The 15,757-nt window shown below is 49.4% G+C and carries 16 protein-coding genes; 12 read left to right on the forward strand and 4 right to left on the reverse strand.

All coding sequences use genetic code 11. The features are described 5' to 3' along the window. Positions 1 to 50: 50 nt before the first annotated feature. The gene (locus A1sIIB142_RS01495; RefSeq protein ID WP_095693382.1) at positions 51 to 533 is read left to right on the forward strand and encodes a MarR family winged helix-turn-helix transcriptional regulator; all 483 of its coding nucleotides are present in this window, start codon (positions 51 to 53) and stop codon (positions 531 to 533) included. A 45-nt stretch (positions 534 to 578) separates the two neighbouring features. Here A1sIIB142_RS01495 and A1sIIB142_RS01500 read toward each other — a convergent pair whose 3' ends face one another. Together A1sIIB142_RS01500 and panB are read right to left on the reverse strand one after the other, a co-directional pair. Next, positions 579 to 977, reverse strand: a complete 399-nt coding sequence (locus A1sIIB142_RS01500) for a hypothetical protein (protein WP_095693383.1) — start codon at positions 975 to 977, stop codon at positions 579 to 581. A gap of 335 nt (positions 978 to 1,312) precedes the next feature. Then, on the reverse strand, positions 1,313 to 2,128 hold the full coding sequence (gene panB, locus A1sIIB142_RS01505; protein WP_095693384.1) for a 3-methyl-2-oxobutanoate hydroxymethyltransferase: 816 nt from the start codon (positions 2,126 to 2,128) through the stop codon (positions 1,313 to 1,315). A gap of 89 nt (positions 2,129 to 2,217) precedes the next feature. Between panB and A1sIIB142_RS01510 the strand changes: the two genes are divergently transcribed. The 6 genes from A1sIIB142_RS01510 to A1sIIB142_RS01535 all read left to right on the forward strand — a co-directional run bounded on the left by A1sIIB142_RS01510 (position 2,218) and on the right by A1sIIB142_RS01535 (position 9,840). Next, on the forward strand, positions 2,218 to 3,885 hold the full coding sequence (locus A1sIIB142_RS01510; protein WP_095693385.1) for an NAD+ synthase: 1,668 nt from the start codon (positions 2,218 to 2,220) through the stop codon (positions 3,883 to 3,885). Between the two features lie 78 nt (positions 3,886 to 3,963). Continuing rightward, entirely contained in the window at positions 3,964 to 5,256 is a 1,293-nt protein-coding gene (locus A1sIIB142_RS01515) for a glutamine synthetase family protein (protein ID WP_095675459.1), read from the forward strand. Positions 5,257 to 5,704: 448 nt separating this feature from the next. Then, positions 5,705 to 6,472 (forward strand): heliorhodopsin HeR, encoded by a 768-nt coding sequence (gene heR, locus A1sIIB142_RS01520; RefSeq protein WP_095693386.1) that lies wholly within the window; start codon positions 5,705 to 5,707, stop codon positions 6,470 to 6,472. 170 nt (positions 6,473 to 6,642) lie between these two features. Then, positions 6,643 to 8,358 (forward strand): 2-isopropylmalate synthase, encoded by a 1,716-nt coding sequence (leuA, locus tag A1sIIB142_RS01525; protein WP_095693387.1) that lies wholly within the window; start codon positions 6,643 to 6,645, stop codon positions 8,356 to 8,358. A 14-nt stretch (positions 8,359 to 8,372) separates the two neighbouring features. Next, a complete protein-coding gene (gene recO / locus A1sIIB142_RS01530; RefSeq protein WP_095693388.1) occupies positions 8,373 to 9,119 on the forward strand; it encodes a DNA repair protein RecO in 747 nt (248 codons plus the stop codon). 10 nt (positions 9,120 to 9,129) lie between these two features. After that, positions 9,130 to 9,840: an isoprenyl transferase gene (locus tag A1sIIB142_RS01535; RefSeq protein ID WP_095693389.1), complete on the forward strand. Its 711-nt coding sequence runs from the start codon at positions 9,130 to 9,132 to the stop codon at positions 9,838 to 9,840. Here the strand turns inward: A1sIIB142_RS01535 and A1sIIB142_RS01540 are convergent. Together A1sIIB142_RS01540 and A1sIIB142_RS01545 are read right to left on the reverse strand one after the other, a co-directional pair. Beyond that, positions 9,837 to 10,202, reverse strand: a complete 366-nt coding sequence (locus A1sIIB142_RS01540) for a Fur family transcriptional regulator (RefSeq protein WP_095693390.1) — start codon at positions 10,200 to 10,202, stop codon at positions 9,837 to 9,839. The genes A1sIIB142_RS01535 and A1sIIB142_RS01540 overlap by 4 nt on opposite strands. Further along, the gene (locus A1sIIB142_RS01545) at positions 10,203 to 10,952 is read right to left on the reverse strand and encodes a ZIP family metal transporter (protein WP_095693391.1); all 750 of its coding nucleotides are present in this window, start codon (positions 10,950 to 10,952) and stop codon (positions 10,203 to 10,205) included. Between the two features lie 65 nt (positions 10,953 to 11,017). Between A1sIIB142_RS01545 and A1sIIB142_RS01550 the strand changes: the two genes are divergently transcribed. From A1sIIB142_RS01550 to A1sIIB142_RS01570, 5 genes are all read left to right on the forward strand, one after another. After that, positions 11,018 to 11,287: an antibiotic biosynthesis monooxygenase gene (locus A1sIIB142_RS01550; protein ID WP_095684429.1), complete on the forward strand. Its 270-nt coding sequence runs from the start codon at positions 11,018 to 11,020 to the stop codon at positions 11,285 to 11,287. A gap of 63 nt (positions 11,288 to 11,350) precedes the next feature. Next, the gene (locus A1sIIB142_RS01555; RefSeq protein WP_095693392.1) at positions 11,351 to 12,730 is read left to right on the forward strand and encodes a glycine--tRNA ligase; all 1,380 of its coding nucleotides are present in this window, start codon (positions 11,351 to 11,353) and stop codon (positions 12,728 to 12,730) included. Next, positions 12,700 to 13,866: a tRNA dihydrouridine synthase DusB gene (gene dusB, locus A1sIIB142_RS01560; protein ID WP_095694121.1), complete on the forward strand. Its 1,167-nt coding sequence runs from the start codon at positions 12,700 to 12,702 to the stop codon at positions 13,864 to 13,866. The genes A1sIIB142_RS01555 and dusB overlap by 31 nt, the downstream gene beginning before the upstream one ends. Continuing rightward, positions 13,866 to 14,525, forward strand: a complete 660-nt coding sequence (locus A1sIIB142_RS01565) for a YdcF family protein (protein WP_095693393.1) — start codon at positions 13,866 to 13,868, stop codon at positions 14,523 to 14,525. The genes dusB and A1sIIB142_RS01565 overlap by 1 nt, the downstream gene beginning before the upstream one ends. Further along, positions 14,503 to 15,753, forward strand: a complete 1,251-nt coding sequence (locus tag A1sIIB142_RS01570) for a deoxyguanosinetriphosphate triphosphohydrolase (RefSeq protein WP_474117133.1) — start codon at positions 14,503 to 14,505, stop codon at positions 15,751 to 15,753. Before A1sIIB142_RS01565 ends, A1sIIB142_RS01570 begins: the two co-directional genes overlap by 23 nt. The last annotated feature ends 4 nt before the right edge of the window (positions 15,754 to 15,757 follow it).

A 15,757-nucleotide genomic window follows, 5' to 3' on the forward strand; every position in this document is an offset into this window, starting at 1 on the left:
AAAGTAGTTGAAAGTTCAACTTTGTCATTTATAAGCGTAGTATTGCCGCTATGGCAGGGCAAAACGCTACAACACCGCGCTGGCTTAATGCTGCCGAAATGAAGGCTTGGCGCCGGTACATCATCGCTAGCCGCCGGCTGCTGGAAGCACTCGATTTAGATCTTGCTAGCCATGAGCTTTCGATGGCCGACTATGAAGTCTTGGCCCAACTCAGTGATGCCCCGGAGCGCAGGATGCGAATGAGTGAGCTAGCCGATGTTGCCATGCTCTCGCGCTCGCGCCTTTCCCACCGGATCAAGGTGATGGAGAAGGCGGGCTGGGTAAAGCGAGAGGCCTGCCCGGAAGATAAGCGCGGCTACTTCGCGGTCATGACGGCCAAGGGGTGGAAGGCAATTGTTTCTGCTGCCCCGGACCATGTGGAAAGTGTGCGCACTAGGTTTGTCGATCACTTAACGAAAGAAGATCAACGAGTGTTATCAGAAATATTTGAACGAGTAACGCATTCCCTGAAAATCAATCCGCCAGCAGAATAAAAAACCCCGCCAGTTACCTGGCGGGGTTTTTTATAAGTAAATGAATTACTTAGCTGCTGCCTTCTTACGACGACGGCGCTTTGGAGCAGCTGCTGGAGCTGCTGCCTTCTTCTTGCGACGCTTTGGAGCAGCCTTCTTTGCTGCTGCCTTCTTACGACGCTTTGGAGCAGCCTTCTTAGCAGCTGCCTTCTTACGACGCTTTGGAGCAGCCTTCTTAGCAGCTGCCTTCTTACGACGCTTTGGAGCAGCCTTCTTTGCTGCTGCCTTCTTACGACGCTTTGGAGCAGCCTTCTTTGCTGCTGCCTTCTTACGGCGCTTTGGAGCAGCCTTCTTTGCTGCTGCCTTCTTACGGCGCTTTGGTGCTGCTGCCTTTACGGCAGCCTTCTTACGACGCTTCTTAGGTGCTGCTGGTGCAGCTGCCTTCTTACGACGCTTTGCAGCCATCTGTTTTCTCCTAATCGGAAGGGTTCGGATCCGTCACCCAAACCTGTTTCGTGGATAAGTGTGACGGAATTTTGAAAGAAATACCACTACATAGTGAGAAATATTTCAGTGCGTGTCGCAAATTATTTTTTAATAATTTCTATGCATCTGCGCAAATTTGGCAGTGATTTTTTCTACGAATGTAAGAAATTTGATTGAAAATTTAGGAATTTTCCAGATTTTTGCGATTTTGGCGGTCCTTCGCCACGAATTTCTCAGATCCGAACTCGAATTTTCACAATTTCGGGCAAAAAAACGACCTCATTGGCAGAAAAAGTGCGGTGAGATGGCCTTGTCTAGTGAAAGCTCTGCGCCTCAGTGGGAAATGCTCCGGTGCGAACTTCGGTAGCAAACTCTTGGGTGGCAGCTAACAATTCCTGGCGCAGATTGCGATATGCCTTAGCAAGTTTGGGTGGATTGGCGGTAAAGCCAGCCATATCTGTCCAGACTAAAACTTGGGCATCGCATTGCGCGCCGGCGCCGATTCCAATGGTGGGAATGGATAAAGCCGCCGTAATTCTGGCCGCCAATTCGGCCGGCACAAGTTCTAGCACGAGGGCAAAAGCACCTACTTTTTCGAGGGCAAGTGCGGCCTCCAACATGGCATCGCCATCGGTGCGACCCTGCACTCGATAGCCGCCTAGTTGATGAAGTGATTGCGGAGTAAGGCCTAGGTGGGCCATGACTGGAATGCCAGATGAAGTGAGTTTTTCAACGGTTGCAATATGAGCACCTTCTAACTTCACCGCCATCGCACCGGCCTCTTTGAAAAATCGGGTAGCAGTTGTCAGTGCTTGTTCTGGGGAAGCTTCATAAGAACCAAAGGGCAGATCTGCCACGACCATTGCCCGCGCGGATCCGCGCACCACTGCGCGGGTTAAGGGAATCAAATCATCGACTGTGACCGGAATGGTGTTCTCTTCGCCAAGAAAGTTATTGCCGGCGCTATCACCGACGAGCAGTACTGGAATTTGGGCCTCATCAAAAATCGATGCCGTCAGCTGTTCATAGCTGGTGAGCATCGGCCACTTCTCACCGCGCACCTTGGCTGCGCGCAGATCAAGGATGGTCACGCGGCGATGGGAGGCGCCACCGTAAAGGGTTGTACTCATTATTTCTCCTGCCTCGAAGCCGCTTGGCGCGGTCCCCGGGTCAAAAACAATGGTACCCCTGATACGCAACAGGGCGATAATCTTGAACAATGAAGTTGCGATTGGCCCTGGCGCAGGTGAACCCAACGGTCGGAGACCTCGCGGGTAATGCCGCGATGGTTGTTAAATGTGCTCACCAAGCGCAGCTAGCTGGCGCCCACATTGCGATTTTTCCAGAGATGGTTCTGACCGGTTATCCGGTCGAAGATTTAGCGCTCCGGCCATCTTTTCAAGTAGCAAGTAAGAGCGCACTGGAATCACTAGCGCGCCAAATCAACCCGCAGATTGTCAGCATCGTTGGCTATCTCGATCACCTAGCTGGGCGACCACAAAATATGGTGGCAGTTATTGCTGGGGGTGAAGTAAAAGCCCGCTATGCCAAGTGCCACCTACCTAATTACGGCGTCTTTGATGAGTACCGCAATTTTGTTGCCGGAGATTCCACGCTGGTTGTGCGCATTCATGGCGTTGATGTGGGCATCGCAATTTGTGAAGATCTCTGGATCGATGGTGGCATCACCACCCAACTCGCAGCGCGCAAGCCTGGACTTGTCATCGTGCCCAACGGTTCACCCTTTGAGCGCGCTAAAGATGATGTGCGCTTAGAACTTGTTACCCGGCGCGCTGCCCAAATGGGCGCACCACTTGCCTATCTCAATATGACCGGCGGCCAAGATGATTTAGTTTTCGATGGCGACAGTATTGTGGTCGACAAAGCTGGCGCATTGATTGCACGTGCTCCACAATTTGAAGATGGCGTGATGCTGGTAGATGTCGAAGTTGCAACGAAAACATCGAAGCCAGATGTCATTATTTCAGAGGCACCGGTAGAAATTGCTAAGCCACTGATTCCCGGAATCGCACAGCGCCTTGGCGATGAAGAGCAGATGTGGAAGGCCATTGTTGTGGGGCTGCGCGATTATGTTGCCAAGAACGGATTTACCTCCGTCCTACTTGGTTTATCTGGCGGCATCGATTCTGCCGTTGTGGCAGCCCTGGCTGTTGATGCCTTGGGCCCGGAGCATGTGCATGCGGTTGCTATGCCAAGTAAATACTCTTCCGAACATTCCATCGCTGATGCGCAAGCGATGGCCAGTGCCACTGGCCTTGGTTTTCGCGTTATTGAAATACAGAAGATGGTCGATGCCTTCACTAGCCAAGTCGAACTGACCGGACTTGCCGAAGAGAATGTGCAGGCGCGCGTGCGCGGCACCACTCTGATGGGACTCTCCAATCAGAGTGGCCACTTGGTGTTAGCAACCGGAAATAAATCAGAGCTGGCGTGTGGGTACTCCACGCTCTATGGCGATGCCGTCGGTGGCTATGCCCCGATTAAAGATATTTATAAGACCGATGTTTGGGCACTTGCGCGTTGGCGCAATCGCGTTGCTATCGAAGCTGGCGAGGTTGCTCCCATTCCGGAGAACTCCATTACGAAGGAGCCATCGGCTGAACTTCGACCTGATCAGAAAGATTCTGATTCTCTACCTGAATACGAACTACTCGATCGAGTCCTTAAGGCATATGTCGATGAAGACCTAGGACACGATGCCCTGATTGCAGCAGGCTTTGATAAGGAGTTAGTGATTCGCGTGATCGGCATGGTCGATCGGGCCGAATACAAGCGCCGCCAATATCCGCCTGGCACCAAGGTCTCCCAGCGTGCTTTTGGTAAAGACCGACGCCTGCCTATGACAAGTAAGTGGCGCGAACTCTAGTTTTGTAACATGGGCGTAACGTGACTTTGGCACGATGTGACCATGTCCCCAGACTCAGCAAATCGGCTTGAAGAAAACATGAGCAAGCAGCAAGAGTTCGTCCTGCGCACGGTGGAAGAACGCGATATTCGTTTTATTCGCTTGTGGTTTACCGACATTCTTGGCACCTTGAAATCTGTTGCCATTGCACCGGCCGAACTTGAAAATGCATTTGAAGAGGGAATCGGTTTCGATGGTTCTGCGATTCAAGGCTTCGCTCGCGAATTTGAATCAGATATGTTGGCAAAACCTGATCCGGCAACTTTTACAATCTTGCCCTGGCGGGCAGAGGCGCAAGGCGCTGCTCGTATGTTCTGTGACATTACCTTGCCTAGCGGGCAAGCCTCCCCGGCCGACCCGCGCAATGTTTTGCGCCGCACCTTAGCGAAAGCTGCTGAGATGGGTTACACCTGTTACACCCATCCAGAAATTGAATTCTTTCTCTTCACCTCACAACCGGAAAAAGGTGTGGCACCTGTTCCGGTTGATCAAGGCGGCTACTTCGATCACACACCTGCAGTTGTGGGCCACGACTTTCGCCGGCAAGCAATTACTTTGCTGGAAGCAATGGGAGTCTCAGTTGAATTTAGCCATCATGAAGGCGCCCCAGGACAACAAGAAATTGACCTTCGTTATGCAGATGCTTTAAGCACTGCCGATAACATCATGACCTTCCGTCATGTGATTAAAGAAGTGGCCCTTAATCAAGGCTTCTTTGCCTCCTTTATGCCCAAGCCCTTTACCGAACATCCTGGTTCTGGAATGCATACCCACGTCTCACTCTTTGCAGGTGAGAAGAACGCTTTCTATGATGACAAGGCTGAGCTCAACCTCTCTGCTGTTGGTCGCCAATTTATTGCCGGTATTTTAAAACACGCTGCTGAAATCACGGCCGTCACAAATCAGTGGGTCAACTCTTATAAGCGCTTACAAGGCGGGGGAGAAGCACCTTCCATTATTAACTGGGGCCACAATGATCGTGGGGCGCTGGTGCGGATCCCGATGTATAAACCAAATAAAGAGAACTCCACCCGGATTGAATTTCGTTCTCCAGATTCAGCATGTAATCCATACCTTGCCTATGCCGTGATGTTGGCAGCAGGGCTGCAAGGTATTGAGAAGAAGTATGTGCTGGAAGCTTCCACTGATACCCAGCTGCTTCCATCAAATCTAGAAGAAGCAATTACCGTGATGGAGAAGAGCGAACTCGTGCGCCAGACCCTGGGCGAACATGTCTTTGATTACTTCCTGCGCAATAAGCGCTCTGAGTGGCAGGACTATCGCCGCCAGGTGAGTGCCTATGAGTTAGATCGTTATTTACCTGTTTTGTAACTCTTAGTAATAGAAATCAGAATTTTGCTACAACCAGGAGATTCTTTTCCAAGAGTGACGCCAAGTTACCCAGTTCCGTAGAAAGATTCTGCTAGAAATAGCCCATCCGGAGAGCATCTGCCCTCCGGATGAGTGTTCGGTTCAAGCACTTGGTGGAGGCTCGCCGTTTATGCGGCGGGCTTTCCTTTTTTCAATAATTTCAAAAATAGATTTGAATATCTCAAAAAGGAATCTCAGTAATAAAATTACTGATTCCACTTCGTCCTCCTCCCTCGTTATGCACTCTTTGTGCAATCTCTGGCTAGTTGCCAGAGAGAGTTAGCGAGGAAGCAGCCGTTGGCTCACAAGAAGCCTTCGATGAGGGAGTTGAAGCGAACAGGCGGAGAATATTTCGATTAGCCATCGATATTGCCGAGAAAATGGCTGGCTGTGGATATAACCTGAGGTTATGGCTAAAGAGATTAATACTCAGAAGATCCGTAATTACAACCTCGTTGCAGGTTTCTTCCACCTCGTTCAAATGGTGGTAGTGCTTGTCCTATCGAGTGACTTCACCTTGCCTATTGTTGCCCGCTACGCAGCAGGACCTCCAGGAAGTGATTTTGCAGAACCTGTCACTCTGCTCGAGGCTCCAATCGGAATAACAGTTGCAATCTTCTTGGGCCTTTCAGCCTTCTTCCACTTTATTGTTGTAAGCCCACAATTCTTCCCGCGCTATGCCGCCGGCCTTGCGGCTCACCGCAACTACTTCCGTTGGGTTGAATATTCAATTAGCTCATCAGTAATGATTGTTCTTATTGCACTCATTACTGGCGTCTCTGATGTTGTTGCAATCATCGCCCTCTTTGGGGTCAATGCATCGATGATTCTCTTTGGCTGGCTGCAAGAGAAATATGAAGAGCCAGGAAATGGTGGATGGCTTGCATATATCTTTGGCTGCATTGCCGGTGCTTTTCCTTGGCTTGCGATCTTGTTCTATGTGCTTGCTATCGGCGGCCCAGGTGATACCAAGGCGCCTGCATTTGTTTATGGCATCGTCTTCTCAATATTTCTCCTCTTTAATACCTTTGCCGTTGTTCAATACCTTCAATATAAGAAGGTTGGAAAATGGTCAGATTATTTGCGCGGTGAGAAGACTTATATAACGCTCTCACTTGTGGCTAAATCTGCACTCGCATGGCAGATCTTCTCGGGGACCTTAATTCCACCTCAATAAGCCGCTTGATTGAATATGCATTCTCGCGTTATGCTCCACCCACTATGAAGCTCCGCGGACTCCTCCTTATCCGCCGTAGCGAGGCCTAAAGACCGGTCTCCTCGCTGCGGAGTTTGGTGTTGCCGGTAAACCTTTTTTTCCGACTACCAAACACATAGGAGTTAAGTGAAATGAATTTTCCAAAGCAGAAGCCTTCCAAGATGCCGGTGCATCGTTATGCACCTTTTATTCCAGTTGAATTAGAAGACCGCACCTGGCCAAGTAAGAAGATGACAGTGGCACCTAAGTGGTGCTCAGTAGATCTTCGAGATGGCAATCAAGCCCTGATCGACCCAATGGACACACCTCGAAAGCTTGCGATGTTTAAGTTACTTGTCGCCATGGGCTATAAAGAGATTGAAGTTGGTTTTCCATCAGCTTCGCAGACAGATTTCGATTTCGTGCGCAAGATTATTGATGAGGGTTTGATTCCAGATGATGTGATCATTCAGGTGCTTACCCAAGCCCGGGAACCGCTTATTCGTCGCACCTATGAAGCAATTGCTGGTGCTAAGCAAGCGATTGTGCATCTCTATAACTCGACCTCAACCTTGCAACGCCGGGTTGTCTTTGGTCTTGATAAAGATGGCATCAAGAAGATTGCAACCGATGGCGCTCAGCTCTGCCTTGAACTAATGGCCACCGTTCCAGAGACCAAGGTCTCCTTTGAATATTCACCTGAGTCATATACCGGCACCGAGCTCGAATTTGCCGTTGAGGTATGTAATGCGGTTAATGATGTTTGGAAGCCAACGCCGCAGTGGAAGACGATTCTGAACTTGCCAGCTACCGTGGAAATGACAACACCGAATGTCTATGCCGATTCCATCGAGTGGATGTGTAGAAACTTAAATAACCGCGATAGCGTCATTGTTTCACTTCACCCGCATAACGATCGTGGCACAGGTGTTGCTGCTGCCGAACTTGGATATTTAGCAGGAGCAGATCGCATCGAAGGAACGCTCTTTGGTAATGGTGAGCGCACTGGAAACGTATGCCTTGTCACTCTTGGCATGAACTTGGTTTCACACGGCATCGATCCACATATTGATTTCAGTGATATTGATGAGATCCGTCGCACGGTGGAATACGGCAATCAATTACGCGTGCCAGAGCGCCATCCTTATGGTGGAGACCTAGTTTTTACCGCGTTCTCTGGTTCCCACCAAGATGCTATTAAGAAAGGCTTTGAGCATCTAGAACGCGATGCAAAGGCTGCTGGCAAAGAAGTCGATGATCACTTCTGGGCTGTTCCCTATTTGCCGATTGATCCAAAAGATGTGGGTCGTTCCTATGAAGCAGTAATTCGGGTGAACTCTCAATCAGGTAAGGGTGGAGTTGCCTACTTGATGAAGAGTGAACATCACCTTGATCTGCCACGTCGCCACCAAATTGAATTCTCCAGAATTGTTCAGGCAAAGACTGATCATGAGGGCGGGGAAATTACAGCAGACCAGTTGTGGCATATCTTCGAAGATGAATATCTGCCAACAGATTCTGCGCCATGGGGCCGCTTTAGATTAAAGGGAATGTCACAGAACTCAGTCATGGGTGAAGATGTTCAACTAACAATCAAGATTACAGATCGCAGTGAGCCAGTTGAGCTTTCTGGAACTGGTAATGGTCCAATTGCTGCCTTCTGTCACATCATGCAAAATCATGGTGTTGATGTGCGAGTACTTGATTTCCACGAGCACGCGCTCTCTTCCGGCGGCGATGCAACTGCTGCGGCATATCTTGAGTGCGAAATTGATGGCCAAGTCTTCTGGGGAGTCGGAATCGACCCAAATACAACGACTGCTTCACTTAAGGCCGTCGTGTCTGCAATCAATCGCGCTATTCGCTAACTACCGTACGCAGTATGTCTGCACCTCAATCCAAGCTCTATCGCGATGAGGCAATTATTTTGCGCACGCAAAAACTGGGTGAAGCAGATCGCATTATTACGTTGCTCACCAAAGAGCATGGGCGTATTCGTGGTGTGGCAAAAGGTGTTCGTCGCACCATGTCTAAATTCGGTGCGCGCCTAGAGCCTGGCAGCCATGTAGATATCCAGATGCATGCCGGCAAGACCTTTGACACCATCACTCAAGTTGAAGCGATTATGAATTACGGTGAAGCACTCACCAACGATTATCAGCGTTGGACAATTGCTCACGCCATCCTGGAAACCGCTGAGCGCTTTACCCAGCAAGAAGAAGAGCCAGCCCCGCAAGAATTTAACTTAGTAGTTGGTGGAATGAAAGCACTTGCTGATAATCGTTATGACTCATCGCTGATCCTCGATGCATTTCTATTGCGTTCACTTTCTATTGGTGGTTATGAACCATCGATGACAGCATGTTCTCGTTGTGAAAAGCCAGGGCCGCATCGTTATTTCTCATTAGTTGGCGGCGGATCAGTTTGTATGGATTGCCGGCCTTCAGCTGCGGCGACAGCATCAGCAGAAGCGCTCGAGCTGATGCAAGCGCTATTGCGTGGTGATTGGGATGTGGCTGAAAAAAGTGAAGCTCGCCATCGCCGAGAGGCTAGTGGTTTGGTTACTGCCTACCTACAATGGCACCTGGAACGTGGACTGCGAAGTTTGCCGATGGTGGAAAGGGCTTAACTAGAAATACATGAGTAAGAAGATTGATATTCCCCAACACATCGCAATCGTGATGGATGGAAATGGGCGCTGGGCAAAAGAGCGCGGATTACCTCGCACTGCCGGACATCAAGCTGGTGAAAAAGTCCTATTTGATTTAGTAGAAGCTGCAATTGGTTTTGGTGTGAAAGAGATCAGTGCTTATGCATTCTCGACTGAGAATTGGAAGCGCAGCCCAGAGGAAGTGAAGTTCTTGATGGGCTATAGCCGCGAGATGCTGCGCACTCGCCGGGATAGTTTGAATGAGATGGGAGTCAAGATTCAATGGCTCGGACGCCCACAGCGGCTATGGAAATCAGTGATTTCAGAGCTAGAAGAGGCGCAAGAGTTAACAAGTAAGAATAAGAAATTGACACTTAATATGTGTGTAAATTACGGCGGGCGCGCTGAGATCGTTGATGCCGCAACCGAGCTGGCGCGCGATGTGAAGCGTGGAAAAGTAAAAGCTGATTCCATCAATGAAAAGACGCTAGAGAAGTATCTATATTCACCCAAGATGCGCGATGTCGATATGTTCTTGCGCTCATCAGGAGAGCAGCGCACCAGTAACTTCTTGCCGTGGCAATCAACATATGCCGAGCTCGTCTTTATGGATGTCTTGTGGCCAGATATGACGCCAGAATTACTGTGGAAAGCGATTGAGATTTATTCGGGGCGCGAACGCAGATTTGGTAGCGCTTAGCACTTAGCGCAGAGGCCAAATATTTCTGCAGTGTGGCCAACTTCGCGAAAACCATGTTCTTCCGCCATTACTTTTGCCCACTTCTCAATTGCGCCGCCTTCAATTTCAACAGTATCGCCACATGACTTGCAGACTAAATGATGATGGTGAGCCTCTCCACAGAGACGGTAGATCGCTTCGCCATCATCACGCCTAAGCACATCGACAATCTTGTCGTTGACCAAACTCTGTAGCGAGCGATAGACGGTGGTTAAACCGATTCGTTCACCTTCACGTTGCATGAGTCGGTAGACCTCTTGCGCACTAGCAAAACCGCCAGCGCGTTCAAGTGTGCTTAAAACTCTTGGATTAGATCGAGACATTTATTCCATACCGTGAAGGTAGCCGACTAGCGCCCACATGATTCCAACGCCTACTAGGGTCGCAAGAATTGTGTAGCGAGATTTATGTCGAGAGTGTGCTTCCGGCAAAATATGTGAGGTTGCAAGGTAGATTACAATTCCGGCAAATACTGCGAGATAAATTCCGACGAAGTTGTCACTGATTGCAAGAGATGCGCCAAGTGCGGCGCCGCTGATTCGAGCGATGGCATCTACGCCAAGTAGCCAGATACCCTTCTTGCCCCATGAACCGCTCTTGATAAGGAATGACACGGTATTCAGACCATCACTAAAGGCGTGAACTAGGAGCGCGATAAAGACTGCGATTCCAAGATTGTTACTTACCTTGAAGGCAACACCGAGAGCTAGACCATCAAGAAATACGTGACCACCCATCGCAACGGCGCCAAAGGCACCAGCAATATTGGATGAGTGATCATGGTCGTGGCCATAATCAGATTCGGCTGGTTCGTGGGAACCAAAGATTTGCTCATAGAAGTGAAGAAGTAAGAAGCCACCGATAAGTGCTATCGAGGCTGCCGGTGCATGAAGCACCTCTTGGGTATTGAGTTCAAAGATTTCAGGCAGTAAATCAAAAGCAACGAGCCCTAGAAGAAGTCCGGCAGATAATCCAAGAACCAGATGAAGGCGGTCTTTCGATCTGATTGCTAGATATCCACCGGTTGTGGTTGCGATTGCGGTCAGTGCCGCCAGGATGATTGCGATATTCATAGTCGGAAAGTACCATAAATGAAAATGATTTTCATTCCCATACCCCACCACTCTAGGCTCAGCCCATGATTGCAATCGCCCGATTTGAGCTCCCCTTGGCCGAAGGAGAGAAATTCCGCGTAGAACTAGAGGCGGTGCGCGATGTCTTGGCAGAGGCAACCGGCTTTATTTCAGGTGTGGTTGGGCAGAATCTAGATGAGCCAACGCTCTGGGTGCTCACAACTGAGTGGCAGAACGTCGGCTCCTATCGAAGGGCGCTTAGTTCTACCCGCGCAAAATTAGAAGCAATTCCGGTTCTTGCCAGAGCGATCGATGAGCCTGGAGCGTACGAGTAAACTAAGTACACGATTTCAACGACCGTTGTAATTCGCCGACAGCCAGCCGGATGGAGATTTGTAATGGCGGTAGACCGTTTAGAAAATATTGTTTCACTCTCAAAGCGTCGTGGATTTGTATTCCCTTCCTCAGAAATTTATGGCGGCCTTCGAGCATCTTGGGATTACGGCCCACTCGGAGTTGAAGTCAAGAACAACGTAAAGCGCCAATGGTGGAAGTCCATGGTGATGGGCCGCGAAGATGTAGTTGGACTTGATTCATCGGTAATCCTTGCACGTGAAGTCTGGGAGGCATCAGGTCACGTTGCAACATTTAGCGATCCGCTAACCGAGTGCACCGCATGTAATAAGCGTTATCGCGCAGATCATTTAGAAGAGCAGTATGAAGCAAAGCATAAGAAGAAGCTTGATTCACTTGCTGATATGAACTGCCCGGCATGTGGCAACAAAGGACAATTTACAACACCTAAACAATTCTCTGGCTTGCTTAAGACTTTTCTTGGCCCAGTAGAAGATGAGACAGGCCTTGCATATTTGCGACCTGAAACAGCCCAAGGAATCTTTATTAACTTTGATAACGTGATGACAACTTCACGTAAGAAGCCACCTTTTGGTATTGGCCAGATTGGTAAATCTTTCCGCAATGAAATTACCCCAGGCAACTTCATCTTCCGTACTCGTGAATTCGAGCAGATGGAGATGGAATTCTTTGTGGTTCCTGGCACTGATGAGGAATGGCATAAGTATTGGATTGAAACTCGTCTTAATTGGTATAAGGATCTAGGAATTAATCCAGAACGTCTGCGCCTATTCGAGCATCCAAAAGAGAAGCTTTCACATTATTCAAAGGGCACAACAGATATTGAATACAAATTTGAATTCAACGGAACTGAGTGGGGTGAGCTAGAAGGTATTGCTAACCGCACCGATTTCGACCTCAAGGCGCACTCTGCTGCATCTGGAAAAGTTTTGTCCTACTTTGATCAAGAGAAGAATGAGCGCTGGACACCTTATGTGATTGAGCCAGCAGCCGGTGTGGACCGCTGCGCGCTCACATTTATGATGGATGCATTTACTGAAGATGAAGCACCGAATGCAAAGGGCGAGATGGAAAAGCGTGCGGTGATGAAATTTGATCACCGAATTGCTCCCGTAAAAGCTGCGGTATTGCCGCTTTCTCGTAACGCTGATTTGTCACCTAAAGCGCGTGATTTGGCGACAGAGCTACGCAAGAACTGGAATATCGATTTCGATGATTCCGGTGCTATCGGTCGCCGTTATCGTCGCCAAGATGAAATCGGTACTCCGTACTGCATCACCATTGACTTCGAAACTTTGGAAGATCAAGCGGTCACAATTCGCGATCGCGACACAATGGGACAAGAACGTATTGCACTTGATCAAGTTCAAGCATGGCTAGCACCTCGTCTACTCGGCTGCTAGCGCCGCTAGAACTCCCTCTTAAAGATGGAGTTCATTTAATCGATCCGCCAGTAGTTCTGGCACCGATGGCCGGAATTACCAATGCACCATTTCGCATGCTCTGCCGCGAACAAGGTGCCGGTTTATTTGTCTCGGAAATGGTGACTGCGCGCGCATTACTAGAGCGCATCCCGGAAACACTGCGCATGATTGAACCAGGTGCTGGCGAGTGGCCACGTTCGGTGCAGCTCTATAGCGTTGACCCACACCATATGGCCGAAGCGGTCAAAATGATTGGGCGCGAGAATCTAGCTGATCATATTGATATGAACTTTGGTTGCCCGGTTCCGAAAGTTACTCGTAAAGGTGGGGGAGCAGCGCTTCCCTTTAAACGTAATCTTTTTCGTGAAATTGTGAAAGCTGCAGTAGAAAACGCAAAGCCTTATGGAATTCCAGTCACAGTCAAGATGCGTATTGGTATCGATTCAGATCACCACACTTACTTAGAGGCAGCAAAGTCAGCCGCTGACTTAGGTGTTGCTTGGGTGGCTTTGCATGCGCGCACTGCCCAGCAAATGTATGAAGGAAAATCTGATTGGTCTGCCATCGCCCAACTTGTAGAACATTTAAAACCAACCGGTGTTCCGGTATTAGGCAATGGTGATATTTGGTCTGGCGCCGATGGCATCGAGATGGTTCGTCAAAGCGGATGTGCGGGAGTTGTTGTGGGCCGTGGTTGCCTAGGTCGCCCGTGGCTCTTTGCTGATTTAGTGGCGGCTTTTAACGGTGAAAGTAGCCGGGTATTGCCCACTCTGCATGAGGTGCGGGAAGTCATGTTTCGCCACGGCGAGCTGATCGTTGAATACTTTGAATCTGAAGATCGTGGTTGCCGCGACTTACGTAAACATATGGCCTGGTATCTCAAGGGCTTCAGTGTGCCATCAGAGCTGCGCCGTCAATTTGGAATGGTCGCTTCCTTAAACGAACTTCGCTCCCTACTGAATCAATTAGATGATCAGCCCTATCCGGTTGAAATCGGTGACAAACCTCGAGGTCGCACAAGTAGCGGTCGCCCGCCAACTTTGCCAGATGGATGGCTTAATGATCCCGATGAAATGATTCATCTTGATGCTGAAGATATGTTCTCGGGTGGTTAATGTTTAAGTTAATCAGGCGAGTTATCTCCTTGGTGCTGGCAGTAGTTGTCATCATTCCTACTTACGCACTCTTTGTTACCTGGAACTCGGCTCAGAACCCAACCTTTCGTTCTACGGCAGAAGTCATTGTTGTGCCGGGGGCGGCCCAGCTCAATGGCGCACCAGGTGAGGTATTACTTGCACGCCTGATTGAGGCAAAGCGAATCAAAGATGCTGGATATGCACCACTTATTATCACCGTGGGAGCAGGTGCACCCGGTGATCGCACAACTGAAGCAGCCGCTGGGAAATATTGGTTGACCCAAAACGGAGTTGCGAAAAATAGAGTTATCTCAATTCCGGTAGGGCGCGATACTTTTTCCCAGACGCAGGCATATATCAAAGAGATGAAGAGTCGAAAGTTATATAACGTCATCATTGCAACTGATGCTTATCACTGCCAGCGCACCATTACGATGGCAAAAGACTTAGGAGCAACTGCAACATGTTCACCTGCCAGCACTGGGCCAAATACCCTTGCAAAATCACGGTATCGATATTTGATTCGCGAAGCCGGTGCCTATCTGGCATACATCACGCTAGGCAGACGAGGCATTCATATCAGCGATCACCTGACTAACAGCAAACTTGTAAGGTATGTGTATGACCCAGTTGCCTAAGGCATATAGCGCTGCCGATCAAGAGAGATTTCTTGATGAACCGGCAAAGCGTGCTGGTCGCACTGAATTCATGCGCGATCGCGCCCGTGTTATTCACTCTGCCGCCCTTCGTCGACTAGCTGCCAAAACTCAGGTCGCAGTTCCTTGGGAGAATGATTTTCAACGTACTCGTTTATCTCACTCACTGGAGTGCGCCCAGATTGGTCGCGAACTAGGAGAATCACTTGGCGCAGACCCAGATCTACTTGAGACTGCATGTTTGTCACACGATATGGGGCATCCACCATTTGGTCACAATGGGGAAGAAGCGCTAGCCGATGCTGCGCAATCATGTGGTGGCTTTGAAGGAAATGCTCAGAGTTTTAGATTACTCACCCGCATTGAAGCCAAAACTGTTTCAGCAACTGGAAAAAGTCTTGGACTCAATCTGACTCGAGCATCACTTGATGCCGCAACGAAATATCCGTGGACGAGAGCAGAGAATCCGCGCAAGTTTGGCGTTTACAGCGATGACACGGAAATTTTCACTTGGGTCCGTGCAGGTGCACCCGATGAGCGCAAATGTATTGAAGCTCAGATCATGGATTGGTCTGATGATTGCGCATACTCCGTACACGATTTAGAAGATGCCATCTTTGCTGGCCAAGTGCGGGTAAAGAATTTTGATAACGATTTTGAGACTTTATACAAAGAGATGACAGTGAACTACGGCAGCGATGCCACCAAGAGCGAGGCCGCCGCCGCCCTCACACGTTTGCAATCACTAACGTGCTGGCCAACTCACTTTGATCGCACACATCGCGCCCTTGCTCGCTTAAAAGATACGACTTCACAACTGATTGGTCGCTTTGTTCTGGCTGCCGAACTTGAAACTCGCAAAGTTCACGGCGATGGTCCATTGACTCGCTATAGCGCCAATCTTGAAATTCCACGCGAAGCAAAAGTGGAGGTTGATTTCCTGAAGGCAGTTGCTGGGCACTACTTGATTAGCGCTGCGGCGTCGCAAGAGCGCTATGCAAAACAACAAGTAGTCATTCATGATTTGGTGCAGATGCTCTTCGATGCAGCCCCCAGCGAACTGGATCCAATCTTTGAAGACGATTGGAAGCAGGCCACAAATGATTCAGAGCGGTTACGTATTGTCATTGACCAAATTGCTAGCCTGACCGACCCCGGCGCATATGCCTTACACGCCCATCTCTCGCAAGCTCCCGCAAAGCGTAGATAAGGTA

This window comes from Candidatus Planktophila versatilis, from assembly GCF_002288345.1.
In the GTDB taxonomy this organism is placed as follows: Bacteria; Actinomycetota; Actinomycetes; order Nanopelagicales; family Nanopelagicaceae; genus Planktophila; species Planktophila versatilis_A.

Bases quoted from the DNA above. Each gene is read 5' to 3' on its own strand.
- A1sIIB142_RS01540 (WP_095693390.1), bottom strand. From the start codon at position 10,202: ATGTCTCGATCTAATCCAAGAGTTTTAAGCACACTTGAACGCGCTGGC.
- A1sIIB142_RS01500 (WP_095693383.1), bottom strand. From the start codon at position 977: ATGGCTGCAAAGCGTCGTAAGAAGGCAGCTGCACCAGCAGCACCTAAG.
- leuA (WP_095693387.1), top strand. From the start codon at position 6,643: ATGAATTTTCCAAAGCAGAAGCCTTCCAAGATGCCGGTGCATCGTTAT.
- A1sIIB142_RS01535 (WP_095693389.1), top strand. From the start codon at position 9,130: ATGAGTAAGAAGATTGATATTCCCCAACACATCGCAATCGTGATGGAT.
- recO (WP_095693388.1), top strand. From the start codon at position 8,373: ATGTCTGCACCTCAATCCAAGCTCTATCGCGATGAGGCAATTATTTTG.
- A1sIIB142_RS01550 (WP_095684429.1), top strand. From the start codon at position 11,018: ATGATTGCAATCGCCCGATTTGAGCTCCCCTTGGCCGAAGGAGAGAAA.
- heR (WP_095693386.1), top strand. From the start codon at position 5,705: ATGGCTAAAGAGATTAATACTCAGAAGATCCGTAATTACAACCTCGTT.
- A1sIIB142_RS01545 (WP_095693391.1), bottom strand. From the start codon at position 10,952: ATGAATATCGCAATCATCCTGGCGGCACTGACCGCAATCGCAACCACA.
- dusB (WP_095694121.1), top strand. From the start codon at position 12,700: ATGGCTAGCACCTCGTCTACTCGGCTGCTAGCGCCGCTAGAACTCCCT.
- A1sIIB142_RS01565 (WP_095693393.1), top strand. From the start codon at position 13,866: ATGTTTAAGTTAATCAGGCGAGTTATCTCCTTGGTGCTGGCAGTAGTT.
- A1sIIB142_RS01510 (WP_095693385.1), top strand. From the start codon at position 2,218: ATGAAGTTGCGATTGGCCCTGGCGCAGGTGAACCCAACGGTCGGAGAC.
- panB (WP_095693384.1), bottom strand. From the start codon at position 2,128: ATGAGTACAACCCTTTACGGTGGCGCCTCCCATCGCCGCGTGACCATC.
- A1sIIB142_RS01555 (WP_095693392.1), top strand. From the start codon at position 11,351: ATGGCGGTAGACCGTTTAGAAAATATTGTTTCACTCTCAAAGCGTCGT.
- A1sIIB142_RS01515 (WP_095675459.1), top strand. From the start codon at position 3,964: ATGAGCAAGCAGCAAGAGTTCGTCCTGCGCACGGTGGAAGAACGCGAT.
- A1sIIB142_RS01495 (WP_095693382.1), top strand. From the start codon at position 51: ATGGCAGGGCAAAACGCTACAACACCGCGCTGGCTTAATGCTGCCGAA.
- A1sIIB142_RS01570 (WP_474117133.1), top strand. From the start codon at position 14,503: ATGTGTATGACCCAGTTGCCTAAGGCATATAGCGCTGCCGATCAAGAG.